Below are 14,295 nucleotides of genomic sequence, written 5' to 3' on the forward strand. Positions count from 1 at the left end.
CCGTCCGTACGCCGTCCGCGCACCGCCTGTGCGCCGTCACAGGACGGGGCTCCCGGTTCTGGGCCACCGCCCAGGGCCGGGAGCCTTCCGCCGTTCCGTACGGGTCGGTAGCGTGACCGTCGTGAGCGGAGCGACGCACGGCACCGCCCCCGGCCGCCGGCTGTACGACCGCGCGGCCGAACTCGCCGCGGTGGCCCGTCTGACGGATCTCGCCACCGGGGGCGGCGGGGTCCTGTTCGTCACCGGAGGTCCCGGGGAGGGCCGCTCGGCCCTGCTCGCCCGAGCGGCCGACGGCTTCCCGGGCGCGGCGTACCGGGTCGCCGCGCCCGGCCACCGGGTGCCGTGGAGCGGCGCGCGGGCCCTGTTCGGCGCCCTCGCGCCCACCGCTGCGGACGCGCGCCGGGCGCTGCGGACCGCGCGGGGCGAGGACGGTCTGGCGGCGGCGGTGTCCGGGCTCCTCGGGGACCGCCCGGCCCTGATCTGCCTGGACGACCTGCACCTCTGGGACGCCCATGCGCGCGCCGCGCTCGCCGTGGCGTGGCGGCGGGGTCCCGGGCCGGACCGGGGCGGGCCCCGCTGGCTCGTGTCGGCCGCCCCGCACCACCGGCCGCCCGAGGTGCCGGGGGCGGAGACCGTACGGCTCGGGCGGCTCGGCCCGGACGGCGCGCGGGCCCTCCTCGGCGACCTGTGCGCCCCTCCCCCGGCGCCGCCGGTGGTGCGTCGCCTCCTCGAAGCGGCGGCGGGGCACCCCGGTGTCCTCGTCGCGGCGGTACGGCGCCTCACCCCCGCCCAGCGCGCGGGCGCCGCGCCCCTCCCGGAGCCGCCGGTCGGCGGGAGCGTCCTCACGGAGGTGTACGGCGGCTTCCTGGCGCACCTGCCCGCGGACTCCCGGCGGCTGCTCACGGTGGTGGCGCTCGCGGGCCGTACCGACGAGGGCCGGCGGGAAGGCGGGCACCGCCTTCCCGGTGTCGCCGTCGACGCCGTCCTCGGCGCGGCGCGGGCGGCGCGCGTCCCCGCCGAGCCGCTGGACGGCCTGGTCGCCGACGGGCTGCTGCGCCGCGCCGACGGGCTGCTCCGCTTCGAGGACCCGTTCCTCGGACGGGCCGTCCTCGCGTCGGCCCCGGCCTCCGGGCACCACGGGGCCCGGCGGGCGGACGCGCCCCGGCCGGCCCGTACGGCGGTGGCGCTCGCCCGGGGCGAGCGCCACCGCGCCGACCATCTGGGACCGCCCGCCGCCGTGCACGCCCTCGCCCCCGTGGTCCGGGGCCGCTCACACCTCGTGCGCGGTCTGGCGGCGCTGGCGGGCGGGCCGGTCATGGACGCGCACGAGGCGCTGCTGCGGGCGGCGGAGCTGCTGCGGGACCGGGCGCCGGCCGAGGCGTCCGACGCCCGGTTCCTCGCGATGGAGGCCGCCTGGGCGGGCGGCGACGTCGACGCGTGCCGGGCCGCCCTGGGCTGCGGCGGGGACGCCGGGGGGACGGAGCGGGACTTCCTCGACGGGCTCGGCGCCGCCCTGGCCGTACGGCTCGACGAGGCCCGTCCGTCCCTGGCACGGGTGGTCGCGCGGGACGGCGCCGAGGACGATCCCCGGCTGCTGCTGCGGGCGGGGTCGGCCGCGCTGGTGCTCGGCGACACCGCGGCGGCGGCCCGGGTCCACGCCCGCGCGCTCGCCCGCGCCCGGGCGGAGCACCGCACGGCCCTGCTGCCGCGCGCCCTCGAACACCTCGCGTACGCCGAGCTGCGGGCCGGGCGGTACGCCAGGGCCGCGCGGACCGCCCGGGAGGGGTTGCGGGCGGCGGAGCTGACGGGGCAGCGGAACGTGGCTGCCCACCAGCACGCCGTCCTGGCCCTGGCGGCCTCGGTGGTGGGCGACGGCCCCGCGGTGGCGGAGCACGCGGGTCTCGCCCTCGACACGGCGCGCCCGCACGGCCTCGTCCAGGCGGCGACGCTCGCGGAGTGGGCGCTGGCCCGGGCCGAGCTGGGGAGCGGTCTGGCCGCGCGGGCGGCCGCGCGCCTCGTGCCGCTCGTGCGCGCCGGGCCCCGGGGCGGTCACTTCGCGCTGCGGATGCTGGTGGTGCCCTGCTTCGTGGAGGCGGCCGTCGCGGCGGGGCGGGCGGCCGAGGCCCGGACGGCGGCCGGGGAGTACGCGGTCTGGGCGGCGCAGGGGGTCGACCGCGCGGCACCGGCCCTGCTGGCCCGCTGCCGGGCGCTGCTCGCGCAGGGCGAGGAGGACGGGGAGGCGGCGCACTGGTTCGGCGAGGCCGTCCGCCGCCACGAGGGCTGCGGCAACGACTTCGAGCGGGCCAGGACCCTCCTCGCGTACGGGACGTGGCTGCGGCGCCGGCGGCGTCCGGGGGCGGCGCGGGGGCCGCTGGGCGACGCCCTCGTCACCTTCGAACGGGCAGCGGCGGACCACTGGGCCGACCACGCCCGGTCCGAGCTGCGTGCCACGGGCGGCGCGGGCGGCGGGCCCGCCGATCCGGCCGCGTGGGGCCTGCTCACGCCGCAGCAGCAGCGGATCGCCCGGCTCGCCGCGCGGGGCGCCACCAACCGGGAGATCGCCGGCCGGCTCGCGCTGAGCCCGCGCACGGTCGACCACCACCTCCGGAACGTCTTCGCCCGGCTGGGCATCCGCTCCCGCGTCGAACTCGCCGGGCCGGCCGGACGGTGGGACGAAGGGGCTCGGGGCCTGTCCGGTCCTGAGCCGCCGGACAGGTTTCAAGCGGGCGGTACGGAGGTGAAGGGGCTGGTGTCGAGGCGGGCGAGGAGGTCGGCCGGGTCGTCGTAGACGGCGGCGGCGCCCGCCCCGGTCAGGTCGGCCTCGGGGATGCCGCCGCACAGCAGCCCGACGACGGTCACCCCGGCGCGACGGGCGGCCTTCATGTCCCAGACGCTGTCGCCGACGAACACGGCCCGGTCGGCCGGCACGTCCACGAGGGAGAGGGCGTGCTCGACGGGGTCGGGGGCGGGCTTGCCCTCGTCGACGTCGTCGGAGGTGGCGGTGTCCGTGAGCGCGTCGTCCGCGTCGATCGCCCGGCGCAGGGCCTTCAGCTCGCGGCTCTTGGCCGAGGTCACCAGGACCACCTTCCAGTTGTCGCCCGCGAGCTTCCGCAGCAGGTCGGCGGCCCCGTCGAAGGGCTGGAGCCGCTCGAAGTACGTCCCGTAGAGGGTGTCGTGCGCGGTGCTCAGGCGCTCGTCGTCCGACCGGTCGCGGTCCTGTCCGAGCAGGTGGTCGAGGAGCCGCCCGCCCGGCAGGCCGATGGCCCGGTGCACGGCGTGCATGGTCACGTGGTGGCCGCCCTGGCGGAGCGCCTCCCACCAGGCGACGGCGTGCAGGTGGTTGGTGTCGGCCAGGGTGCCGTCGACGTCGAAGAGCGCTGCGCGGTCGCGGTCCATGGTCGGGGTCTCCTCACGGGGCACGGGGGTGGTGCGGGACGGGCACCCGGCGGCTACCCGGAACGGTTCCGTTCAGTCGCCGCCCGCGCCGCCGGTCCGCACCCCGGGATTCGTCGGGGCCCGTCGGCGCGTCGGCGCGGCTTCGCGGGGCGGCACCACGGAGCATCGCGGTGCGGAGGCGTCGGGCGGGTAGGCGCGCACAAGATCGCGCCCGGCCCCGGACGCGTCCCTCGCCCACCGGAGGAGGAGTACTTCATGCCCCACCGCTCCGTATCGCTCGCCTCGCTGCGCCAGTGGCGCCTGTGGCAGTGGTGGGAGCGTCAGCGGCGGGACCCCTTCGTGGTCCAGACCCTGCGTTCCACCGCGGCGGCGACGATCTCGTACGTCGTCGCGCTCCGGCTCAGCTCCGAGCCGGCGCCGCTGACCGCGCCGCTGACGGCGCTGCTCGTGGTGCAGGTGACGCTGTACTCGACGCTCGTGACGAGTCTGCGGCGGGTGAACTCCGTCGTCGTCGGCGTCCTCATCGCCATCGCGTTCAGCGTGCTCGTCGGCCTGACCTGGTGGAGCCTCGCCATGGTCATCCTGGCGGCGCTGGTGGTGGGGCGGTTCGTCCGGGTGGAGGAGTTCGTCGCCGAGGTGGCGATCAGCGCGATGCTGGTCCTCGGGGTCACCCAGGTCGCCGACACGGCCTGGGACCGCGTCCTGGAGACCCTGATCGGCGCGATCGTCGGCATGGTGTTCAACATGGTGCTCGTGCCGCCGGTCTGGGTGGACACCGCCGGGGACTCGATCGTGGACCTGGCCCGGCGGATGCGCCAGTTGCTCCTGGGTCTCGGCGAGGAGCTGACGGACCCGGACGTCCCCGCCGAGCCCGATCCGTTCGGCGACTTCGACGGGCCGTCGTCCGTGGACCTGGCGGCGGCGCGGCTCTACGAGGCGCGGCGCCTCGACAACGACGTCGCCGACGTGGACGCGGCCCTGCGGCAGGCGGAGGACAGCCTGCGGCTGAACCCGCGCGTGAAGGAGGGGCTGCTGCACCGGATCGTGCTGCGGACGGGCCTCGACACCCTGGAGATCTCCGCCGTGGTGCTGCGGGTCCTGACCCGCACCCTGACCGACCTGGCGCGGGAGCGGGACGGGGCGGTGCTCTTCCGCCGGGAGACGGCCCTCGTCCTCCAGGAGGTTGTGCGGCACCTCGGGGACACCCTGGTGAGCTTCGCGGTCCTCGTCACCTCGCATTCCAGCTCCGGTGCGGAGACGGCGGAGAACCGCCTCGCCGAGCAGTTGGACGCGGCCCGCGAGGCCCGTGACCGGGCCGCCGGGATGCTGCGGGCGGATGCGGTGGACGACCCGGGGCGCTGGCAGTTGTACGGGGCCCTGCTCGCCGAGATCGACCGCGTCCTGAACGAGCTGGACCCCGGCCACCGGGGCCGCCGCCTCATGGAGGAGCTGGACCGGCACACGCGCGAGCGCAGGGCGCGCAGGCAGAAGGTCGTCTCCCTGGCGTCCCGCGCGCGCCGCCCGTCCTGACGGTCCCGGCGCTCCTCCCGGCGGGTCAGACGGGGCGCAGGGCTCCGTCGGCGCGCAGGTCGCCGAGGGTGGGATAGCCGTCGACGGCCATGATCAGGTCGGCCTCGGCGAGGAGCGAACGCAGGACGTGGACGACGCCGTCCGTGCCGCCGAGGGCGAGTCCGTACGCGTACGGGCGGCCGACGCCGACCGCCGTGGCGCCGAGGGCCAGGGCCTTGACGACGTCGGCCCCGGTGCGGACGCCGGAGTCGAAGAGGACGGGCAGGCCGTCGGCGGCCTCGACCACCCCGGGCAGGGCGTCGAGGGCGGGCAGGCCGCCGTTGGCCTGGCGTCCGCCGTGGTTGGAGCAGTAGACGCCGTCGATCCCGCCGTCCCGGGCGCGCCGTACGTCCTCGGGGTGGCAGATGCCCTTGAGAAGGATCGGCAGGTCGGTGAGGGAGCGCAGCCAGGCGAGGTCGTCCCAGACGAGCGGCTTGCCGAAGACGCCGGCCCACTCCACGACGGCGGCGCGCGGGTCCTCCTCCGGGGGCTTGGGGAGCCGGGCCCGGAAGACGGGGTCGGAGGTGTAGTTGGCCAGGCAGTGGCCGCGGAGCTGGGGGAAGTTGCTGGTGGCGAGGTCGCGGGGGCGCCAGCCGGTGATCCAGGTGTCGAGGGTGACGACGATGCCCCGGAAGCCGGCCGCCTCGGCGCGGTGCACCAGGCTCTCCGCGAGGGCCCGGTCGGTGGGGGTGTAGAGCTGGAAGAGGCCGGGGGTGTCGCCGAGTTCGGCGGCGACCTGCTCCAGGGGGTCGGCGGTGAGCGTGGAGGCGATCATGGGCACGCCGGTGCGGGCGGCGGCGCGGGCGGTCGCCAGGTCGCCGTGTCCGTCCTGGGCGCAGAGGCCTATGACGCCGACGGGGGCCATGAACAGCGGGGAGGGCAGCGTCATGCCGAAGAGGTCGACCGACAGGTCGCGTCGCGCGGCGCCCACCATCATGCGCGGGACGAGTCCCCACTTGCGGAAGGCCGTGGCGTTGGCCTCCTGGGTGTGCTCGTCGCCGGCGCCGCCGGCCACGTACGACCACAGCGAGGGCGACAGCGCCGACCGCGCCTTCGACTCCAGTTCGGCGAAGGTCATCGGCAGCGCGGGGACGGTGCCGAAGAGGCCCTCGAAGTAGATCTCGTTCTGGTAGTCGCCGAAGTGCGGGGGCATGGGGCCCGTCCCTTCACGTCAGGGGCGGGCGCCCGGGGCGCCCGCCGTGGTGCCGTCCAGGGTGCCCGTCGCGCGCCTCCGTGACCACGGGGCGGTCGTTCGTCCTCGTCGGGGCCGCCGGGCCGGCGCCCTTCGAGCGGCTCGCGCCGCGTTTATCCGGGTGCGCGGCCCGGAGGCCGGACACGATGATGAAGGGATGGAACGCACCTTCGAAGAACTCGTCGCGGAGGCCTCCGGGGCCCCGGTCGACGGCTGGGACTTCTCCTGGCTCGACGGACGGGCCACCGAGCGGCGCCCCTCCTGGGGCTACCACCGGCTCCTCGCCGAGCGGCTGGCCACTGCCTCGGCCGGGCTCGACGTCCAGACGGGCGGCGGCGAGGTCCTGGCCGGGGTGCCGGCGCTGCCGCCGACGATGGCGGCCACCGAGTCGTGGCCCCCGAACGTCGCCCGGGCCACCGAAATCCTCCACCCGCGCGGGGTGGTGCTCGTCGCCGATCCCGACGAGCCGCCGCTGCCCTTCGGCGACGCCGCCTTCGACCTCGTCACCAGCCGGCACCCGGCGACCGTGTGGTGGTCGGAGATCGCCCGCGTCCTGCGGCCGGGCGGCACCTACCTCGCCCAGCACGTCGGGCCCGCCAGCGTCTGGGAGGTGGTGGAGTACTTCCTCGGTCCGCAGCCGGAGGCGGCCCGGGCGCGGCACCCCGACGACGAGGCCGCGGCGGCGCGGGCGGCCGGGCTCGACGTGGTGGACCTGCGCACCGAGCGGCTGCGGATGGAGTTCCACGACGTCGGCGCGGTCGTCTGGTTCCTGCGCAAGGTGATCTGGATCGTGCCCGGGTTCACCGTCGAGGCGCACCTGTCCCGACTGCGCGACCTCGACGCCCTGATCCGGGCGGAGGGGCCGTTCGTCGCCCACTCCGCCCGGACCCTGATCGAGGCGCGCCGACCCTCCGCGTGACGGGCGCGGGCCCCGCTCAGGAGCGCGTCGGCGGAACCCCCCAGTCGAGGCGCAGGACGGCGAGGTCGTCGGAGTGCCGGCCGGCGTTCAGTCGGTGGGTCTCCTTGATGAGGAGGTCGACGTGGGCGGCCGGGTCCTCCGGCGGCAGGGTCGCGATCAGGTCGAGCAGTCCCTCGACGCCGAGCCGCTCGTCCGCCGTTCCGTTGTGGCCCTCGGTGAGTCCGTCGGTGTAGAGGGTCAGGGCGCCGGTGGCGGGGAGCGGGACGACCGTCGCGGGCCAGCGGTGCGGACCGGAGAAGATGCCCAGGGCGATGCCGTGGGCGGCCTCCAGCTCGCTGGTCCCGGCGGGCGTGGTGAGCAGGGGTTCGTGGTGGCCGGCGAGGTGGAGGGTGGCGGTGCCGGCTTTCTGGTCGAGGGTGAGGAGGGTGCAGGTGGCGAACATGTGCTGGCCACCGCGCTCGGCGAGCAGGATGCGCTCCATCAGGTGCAGCAGGTCGTCGCCGCGGTGGCCGCCGAGCACGAGGGAGCGCCAGGCGATCCGCAGGCAGACGCCGAGCGCGGCGGCGTCGGGCCCGTGTCCGCTGACGTCGCCGACGACCGCGTGCAGCAGCCCGTCGTCCCCCTCCACCACGTCGAGGAAGTCGCCCCCGAGCAGGGCCAGGGTGGCGCCCGGCAGATAGCGGGAGGTCACCCGCACGGTGGAGGTGTCGAGGATCGGCTGGGGCAGCAGGCCGCGCTCCAGGCGCGCGTTCTCCTCCGCCCGCAGCCGGGCGGCCTGGGCCTCGGAGTTCGCCCGCTCGGTCTTGCTGCGGTAGACGGCGTAGCGGACCGTCCGGTGCAGCAGGTCCGCCTCGACCTTCCCCTTGACGAGGTAGTCCTGGGCTCCGGCGGCCATGGCGTCGGGCCCTGCCTGCGCCTCGGCGAGCCCGGTCAGGACGATGACCGCGGTGTGCGGGGCCATGGCACGGACCGTGGTGACCGCGTCGGTGCCCGACACGTCGGGCAGGTGCAGGTCGAGCAGGATGCAGTCGATCGGCGTGTCGGCCAGCTCGGCGCGGGCCTCGGCCAGGCTGGTCCGGGTGGTCAGCTCGAACCGCAGCCCCGTGTCGTGGAGGAGTTCCTCGACGAGCAGGGCGTCGCCCAGGTCGTCCTCGATCAGGAGGACGCGGTACATCGGCTCGTGGGGCGACGTACCGCCGCCGGTCACGGTCGCTGTCATCTCGTGTGCTCCGTGCCGGACGCGGCGGCCTGCGGCACGTCGGCCTGGAGGGGGATCTCCGGCGGCTCGGGCGCCAGGGTGAAGGTGATGCGCGCTCCGTCGTGGTGGTCGGTGTCGACGGCGATGGTGCCGCCGTGGAACTCGACGATCTTCTTGCACATCGCGAGGCCGATGCCGCTGCCCGAGTACACGTCCTTGGTGTGCAGCCGCTGGAAGATCACGAAGACCTTGTCGGCGTACTCCGGGGCGATGCCGATGCCGTTGTCGGTGACGGTGAAGCGCCACAGCCGGCCCTCCCGGGCCGCCGTGACCCGGATCCGGGGCGCCTCGTCCGGGCGGCGGAACTTCACGGCGTTGCCGATCAGGTTCTGCCAGAGCATCCCCATCTGGGTGGGGTCGGCGACCAGGGTCGGCAGCGGGTCGTGCGTGATGACCGCCCCGGCCTCCTCGATGCCGACGCTCAGGGAGGACAGGGTCCGCTCCAGGACCTCGTCGAGGTCGACGCTCTGGTGGGTGTTGTGCAGGCGTCCGACGCGGGAGAAGTCGAGCAGGTCGTTGATGAGGACCTGCATGCGGTTCGCCCCGTCGACGGCGAAGTCGATGTACTGGTCGGCCCGGCTGTCGAGCTGTCCTCCGTAGCGCCGCTGGAGGAGCTGGGTGAAGCTGGAGACCTTGCGCAGCGGCTCCTGGAGGTCGTGCGAGGCCACGTACGCGAACTGCTCCAGCTCGGCGTTGGAGCGCTGGAGGTCGGCGGCCTGCGCGTCGAGGCGCATGCGGGCCTCCTCCGTGAAGGCCAGCTCCCGCACGAGGCGCCGGCGCATGGAGTCGATCTCCTCGCCGAGGAGCCGCAGGTCGGCGGGGCCGGAGGGAGTGATGGGGTGATCGAAATCACCCCCGGCGATGGTCCGGGCGTCCGCGCCGAGCCGGTCCAGGGGCTCGTTGATGCCCCGGCGCAGGCCCTCGAAGATCAGGGCGGTCAGTACGGCGATGAGCACCGCGATGGCGCCGAAGACCCAGTTCCGGACGCCCATCATGGCCATCAGGTCGTCCCTCGTGCGGGCGCGCTCCTCGCGCAGCCGTTCCTGCTGCGCGCCCAGGGCGGCGCGCACGGCGTCGAAGGCCTCCTTGCCCTCGGTCGCCCGCGCGGCTGCCAGCGGCGAGGGCGAGCCGGGCGGCGCGGCGGCGACCGGGCGCGCGATCCGCTCCTGCCACACGGCCACGGCGTCCCGCACGGTCCCGAGGTCGGCCAGGCCCGCCCGGTCGCGGGTGAGGAGTTCGGAGAGCTGCGCGGTCCGCGTCTCCTGTTCGGCGAGGCCCTCACGGTAGGGGGCGAGGAAGTCGGGGGTGCCGGTCAGGCCGTAGCCGCGGATCCCCGTCTCCTGGTTGAGGACCGCCGACTCCAGGCGGATGGCCGTGGTCAGCGCGGGGGACCGCACGTCCACGAGTTCCTTGCTCAGCGTCTCGGTCCTCAGGAGGATCCAGCCTCCCGCCGTTCCGAGCAGGGCCAGGACGACCAGGGACACGGCCGCGCCCACGCGAAGCCACCGCCGGGTCGTCCACGCGGACAGGCCCCGCCCACGCGGTTGCTTCCCATCGCCGGTCATGGTGCGGACTCCTCTGCTGCGACAGCCGCCGAAGGTGCGGCGCGATCACTGTAATGGGCGACAACGGTTGTTGTCGCCGGGCCCCCCGGGGACCTAGAGTGCCGGATGTGCCAGGCAAGGACTTCGTGTTGCGGACCACTCCGCAGGAAACGGCCGCCGCCGCGGAAGCGGCGGTCGGCGATCTCGCGCGGCGCCTCGTCCGGAGGCTCCTGGACGATCCCTCGCGACCGGCACCGGACGACCGCGCGCAGGCCCTGGCCCTGCTCCACGTCCTGGACCACGTCCAGAAGGCCGCCGAACGGCTCCAGCAGGAGGCGGTCGTGGCCGGCGCCCGTGCGGGAGCCGGCTATCCGCAGCTCGGCGCGGCCTGCGGCATGACCCGACAGGGAGCCCGCCGCCGCTGGCCGGGGCTCTTCGACCACTCACACGACAAACCCACGGAGCAAACGATCATGACCACCCCCGCCCGCCCCTTCGACGTCCTGCTCGTCGAGGACGACGTCGCCGATGCCATGCTCATCGAGGAGGCACTCTCCGAGCGCGGGGCCCGCAACCTGGTCCAGGTCACCGACGGGGTCGCCGCCCTCGAGCACCTGCGCGCCCCGGACGCCCCCCGTCCCGACCTCATCGTCCTCGACCTGAACATGCCCCGGATGAACGGCCGGGAGCTGCTGAAGGTCCTCAAGTCCGACGAGGACCTCCAGACCATCCCCGTGGTCGTCCTGACCACGTCGACGGCGCCCGACGACGTGACGGGGGCGTACAGCAGCCACGCCAACGCCTACGTGACCAAGCCGGTCAACCTGGAGGAGTTCGAGCGGGCCGTCCAGAGCATCGACGCCTTCTACCTCGACACCGCCGCCCGCCCGCGCCCCTGACGTCCGGAAGGGGCGGGTTCAGTCCAGGTCGACGCGGGCGGTGACGCGCTTGCCGACCGGTTCCCGCCGGACGCGGAGCTCCCGGGCGACGGCCTGGACGATCTCCAGGCCGTGCTGACCGACCCGGTCCGGGTCGGCGGCGTGGGCCGCCGGAACCGTGGGCTCGCTGTCCCACACCACGACGTCCACGGTCCCGGCGCCGATGCGCAACTGCAGCAGCACCGGGCCCGGGGCGTGCCGGCGGGCGTTCGTGACCAGTTCGCTGACGACGAGCCGCGTCAGCTCCTCCGCGCGCTCGGAGACGGGCACGCCCCAGACGGTGCGGGCCTTCTCCAGGAAGGCGGTGGCGCGGTCGCGGGCCTCGGCCACGAGCCCTTCGCCCTCGTCCCACGCGTGTCCGACCTGCATGAGGTCGTCCTCGGGCACGGCACAGTCGTCGTCGTCGGCACCGGCCGTCGTCGTCATCGTCTTCCCCCCGTTGTTCACGCGCGCGTCACCCGCCATGACGTCGTGTCCACCATAGGTGTTCTCCCACGTGGTCAGGGGCGTGGTCGGGGGTCAGTCGCCCGGCGCGATCAGGACGACCTGGTCCCGCGCGTGCCAGTACCGTACGTGGGCCTTGGGCGGATTGACGCGCATGCCGTGGCCGGAGGCGGTCGCGGAACGGTAGCCGATGGCGCACTCGCCGCGGCGGGCGGCCGACGCGGCGACGGCGGCGAAGGAGGTCGTCCGGCCGGTGGTGACGTAGTGGGAGGCCGGGCGGAGGTGGAGGGTGTTGCCGGCCGGGGAGAGGAGTTCCTCGAACACGGCGGTCAGATGCGGGTTCTGGGAGATCTGGGTCATGAGGAGGCCGACGAGCCTGCCGCTGACGACGAAGTCGGCCCAGGGGTGGCGGGGGGCGATCAGCCGGTTGCGGTCGTCGGCCATCTCGGTGACGACGGGCACGTGACGGCCGCCCTCCTCCTCGCGGGCCCGCAGGTGCAGGAGGGTGACGAGGGTCCGGTCGTCCGGGTCGCCGCGGCCGGGGCGGGGGTCGGGGCCGAGCACGATCACGACGTCGTAGCGGGTGAGGTCGAGGGCGTCCGTCGTCGACCTCAGCGCGGGGTCCGCGGGATGGTGGCGCACCGGCATGCGGGGGGCGAGGGCCTGGGCGGCGGACCGCACGGCGGCGGTCGTCGCGGCGCGCGGGCCGGCCACGACGTCGAGGGTCGAGCCGGGCGGGGTGCGCCGTGAGAGCTGGTCCACGATCCGGGGCGCCCTGCGGTTCCAGCCGAGGAGGAGGACGCGTTCGGCCGGGGCGGGGGCCGGGGACGGCGCGTGGGTGAGGGCCCTCGGGTCGTGGGGCACGGGGAGGTCGGACAGCCGGGTGGAGTGCTCGTCCCGCGCGATCACGAGGAGGCTGTCGTCCTCCCGGAAGCGGGCGGGCAGGGGCGGGTTGAGCGTCACGGTGCCGTCGTCGTGGGCGATGCCGACGGCGATGGACTCCGGGCAGGCCCCGGCGGCCTCCTCGAAGGTCAGGCCGGGCAGGCGGGGGTCGCGCAGGGTGTGGAACTCGTGTCCGGCGAAGTCGAGGAGTTCCTGGTGCACGAGGGAGAGTCCGGGCTGCCGGGCGCAGTCGACGACGAGCCGGGCCGAGATGTCGTCCACGTCCAGGACGGTGGCCCGGGGGCCGCCCGCCAGTCGGGCGGCGGTGAGGTGCCGGTCGTCGCGCACGGCGGCGACGACGCGGACCCGCCGGTCCTTCCCCAGGGCGGCCGAGAGGGAGAGCAGGGTCTTGACGGTCTCGGCGTCGTCCCGGGGGTCGTCGCGCGGCAGGACGAGGACGCAGTCCGCGGTGTCCGGGCTCACGCGGGCGAGGGCGACGGGGTCGGCGGGGCGGCCGGTGCGGCACAGGACGCGGGTGCGGCCCGTGGCGCGGGCGGTGGTGTGGAGGTCCTCCTCCATGGCGGACTTCTCCCGGTCGGCGAGGACGGCGATCACGCGGCGGCGGCGGTCGGTGCGGGCGGCGACCAGTTCGGAGACGACGGTCGGGATCTGTTCGGACCAGCCGAGGACGACGGTGTGGCCGCGCTCCAGGATCGTGGCCCGGCCCCGGTCGAGGGCCATCAGCCGGTCGGTGAGGCCGGTGGTGATGAGGCTGACCAGGGTGGAGACGTAGAGGAGGGCGATGAGGGCGAGGAGCACGGACAGGACGATGCGCAGGGGCGGTCCGACCTCGCCGCCCAGGCGCATGGTCTGTCCGGTGCTCCGCCAGACCGCCGCGATCCTCGCTCCGAGGGTGGCGGGGGCGGTCCGGTCGGTCCACACCAGGAGGGCGCTGACGGGGACGACGAGCGCGAGGCAGCCGAGGGCGAGCCAGCCGCAGAGGGCCGGTATGCCGCGGGCGAGGGTGGTGTCGAACCAGTAGCAGAGGCGTGCCTCCGCCGAGGGGACGGGGTACGGCGTCCGGGGCCGGGCGGACGGGGTGGTCGCGGGCCGGTCCGCCCCGGGTCCCCGTGCGGCGTTCCGCGGTCCGGGAACGACCTTGTTGCCTTCTTTGCGCACGTCGGCAGCGTGGCGCCCCGCCGTGTCCGGCGGGGCGCCATCGCCGTGGATTCATCCCTTCGTGGGCGGCCGGAGGGGGTCGGGTCAGCCGTTCGGGTCGAAGGTGATCCCGGCGGGTTTGGCCTTGGCGAGGTGGTCGGCGAAGCTTCCGTCCTTGAGACCGAAGTGGGCGCTGCCGAAGTCGGCCGCGACGAGCTTCTCGCGGATGCCGGCGGGGTAGCCGTTCCAGCCGACCAGGGTGGGGAACTGCCAGGTGTGGCGGTGGTTCTCGGGCGGTTCGTCGTTGGTGTTGGCGGGGCGGAAGCAGTGGGTGCCGATGCCGTCCTTGTGGTAGACGACCTTGGGGTGGGCGCCGTCCCAGCGGATCCGGTCGCGGGCGTAGGTGTCGAAGTTCCCGTGGGCGGAGGTGGAGACGTACTCCGCCCGGCCGTCGCGCACCCAGACGACGACGTGCTCCCAGTCGTGGCGGTGTCCGCCGAGGCCGCTGCCGGGCACCGCCTGGTCCTTCTCGAAGTAGAGGCCGTAGAGGACGGCGCACCAGCCGTTGTTGCACTTCGCGCGGGAGTAGCCGTTGGTGGCGGCGAGGTCGGAGGCGTCGCGGCACTGGCCGTTGAGGGCGCCGGACGGGTTGAGGCCGCCGTTGAGGGTGCCGTCGGGGCCGATGGCGGCGGTGGGGTAGCAGCCGTCCGTGTCGTAGTCGAAGGCCGGCTGGAAGGCCTGCTCCAGGGTGTCGGCGTTGCCGGGCAGGGCGGCGGGCGGTGCGGCGAACGCGCTGCCCGGGAGGGCGATGACCAGCGCGAGGGCGCCGGCGAGGGCGAGGGCTCCCCGGGCGGCGTACACGGGTGTCTTCAACTGCGTCCCCCTTGGGTCGGACGGCGGTGGGCGAGGGCGTGCGGCGTACGGCGTCGTGGAGCTCCGCACGGCATGCGCCATCGTGGCATGGCCACGTCAATATAGGGAGTCGTCGACCGCTC

Annotated in this window: 11 protein-coding genes; 4 read left to right on the forward strand and 7 right to left on the reverse strand. The window is 75.3% G+C overall.

From position 1 onward, the window contains the following. Positions 1–121 precede the first annotated feature (121 nt). A complete protein-coding gene (locus ACFYNX_RS00735) occupies positions 122–2,788 on the forward strand; it encodes a LuxR C-terminal-related transcriptional regulator (protein ID WP_388656121.1) in 2,667 nt (888 codons plus the stop codon). On the opposite strand, the gene ACFYNX_RS00740 is transcribed toward ACFYNX_RS00735, so the two are convergent. Next, a complete protein-coding gene (locus ACFYNX_RS00740) occupies positions 2,719–3,396 on the reverse strand; it encodes an HAD family hydrolase (protein WP_388656124.1) in 678 nt (225 codons plus the stop codon). The two genes, ACFYNX_RS00735 and ACFYNX_RS00740, sit on opposite strands and share 70 nt — an antisense overlap. A 255-nt stretch (positions 3,397–3,651) precedes the next feature. Between ACFYNX_RS00740 and ACFYNX_RS00745 the strand changes: the two genes are divergently transcribed. Continuing rightward, positions 3,652–4,926 (forward strand): aromatic acid exporter family protein, encoded by a 1,275-nt coding sequence (locus ACFYNX_RS00745; RefSeq protein ID WP_388656126.1) that lies wholly within the window; start codon positions 3,652–3,654, stop codon positions 4,924–4,926. 25 nt (positions 4,927–4,951) lie between these two features. Here ACFYNX_RS00745 and ACFYNX_RS00750 read toward each other — a convergent pair whose 3' ends face one another. Then, positions 4,952–6,118, reverse strand: a complete 1,167-nt coding sequence (locus ACFYNX_RS00750; RefSeq protein WP_365545570.1) for an alpha-hydroxy-acid oxidizing protein — start codon at positions 6,116–6,118, stop codon at positions 4,952–4,954. A 196-nt stretch (positions 6,119–6,314) separates the two neighbouring features. On the opposite strand from ACFYNX_RS00750, the gene ACFYNX_RS00755 reads away from it, so the two are divergent. Then, positions 6,315–7,076, forward strand: coding sequence for a class I SAM-dependent methyltransferase (locus ACFYNX_RS00755; protein WP_365545567.1), 762 nt, complete (start codon positions 6,315–6,317; stop codon positions 7,074–7,076). Positions 7,077–7,092: 16 nt separating this feature from the next. Here the strand turns inward: ACFYNX_RS00755 and ACFYNX_RS00760 are convergent, their stop codons facing one another. Together ACFYNX_RS00760 and ACFYNX_RS00765 are read right to left on the reverse strand one after the other, a co-directional pair. Then, positions 7,093–8,295: a fused response regulator/phosphatase gene (locus ACFYNX_RS00760; RefSeq protein ID WP_365545564.1), complete on the reverse strand. Its 1,203-nt coding sequence runs from the start codon at positions 8,293–8,295 to the stop codon at positions 7,093–7,095. Further along, a complete protein-coding gene (locus tag ACFYNX_RS00765; RefSeq protein WP_388656131.1) occupies positions 8,292–9,899 on the reverse strand; it encodes a CHASE3 domain-containing protein in 1,608 nt (535 codons plus the stop codon). Before ACFYNX_RS00765 ends, ACFYNX_RS00760 begins: the two co-directional genes overlap by 4 nt. Positions 9,900–10,006: 107 nt before the next feature. Between ACFYNX_RS00765 and ACFYNX_RS00770 the strand changes: the two genes are divergently transcribed. Further along, entirely contained in the window at positions 10,007–10,777 is a 771-nt protein-coding gene (locus tag ACFYNX_RS00770; RefSeq protein WP_365545558.1) for a response regulator, read from the forward strand. A gap of 18 nt (positions 10,778–10,795) precedes the next feature. Here the strand turns inward: ACFYNX_RS00770 and ACFYNX_RS00775 are convergent, their stop codons facing one another. The 3 genes from ACFYNX_RS00775 to ACFYNX_RS00785 all read right to left on the reverse strand — a co-directional run bounded on the left by ACFYNX_RS00775 (position 10,796) and on the right by ACFYNX_RS00785 (position 14,254). Then, positions 10,796–11,242, reverse strand: coding sequence for an ATP-binding protein (locus ACFYNX_RS00775; RefSeq protein WP_388656134.1), 447 nt, complete (start codon positions 11,240–11,242; stop codon positions 10,796–10,798). A gap of 93 nt (positions 11,243–11,335) precedes the next feature. Then, the gene (locus tag ACFYNX_RS00780; RefSeq protein ID WP_388656137.1) at positions 11,336–13,321 is read right to left on the reverse strand and encodes an NAD-binding lipoprotein; all 1,986 of its coding nucleotides are present in this window, start codon (positions 13,319–13,321) and stop codon (positions 11,336–11,338) included. Positions 13,322–13,405: 84 nt separating this feature from the next. Beyond that, positions 13,406–14,254 (reverse strand): NPP1 family protein, encoded by an 849-nt coding sequence (locus ACFYNX_RS00785; protein WP_388656140.1) that lies wholly within the window; start codon positions 14,252–14,254, stop codon positions 13,406–13,408. Positions 14,255–14,295 lie beyond the last annotated feature (41 nt).

The organism is Streptomyces sp. NPDC007872 (assembly GCF_042868165.1).
In the GTDB taxonomy this organism is placed as follows: Bacteria; Actinomycetota; Actinomycetes; order Streptomycetales; family Streptomycetaceae; genus Streptomyces.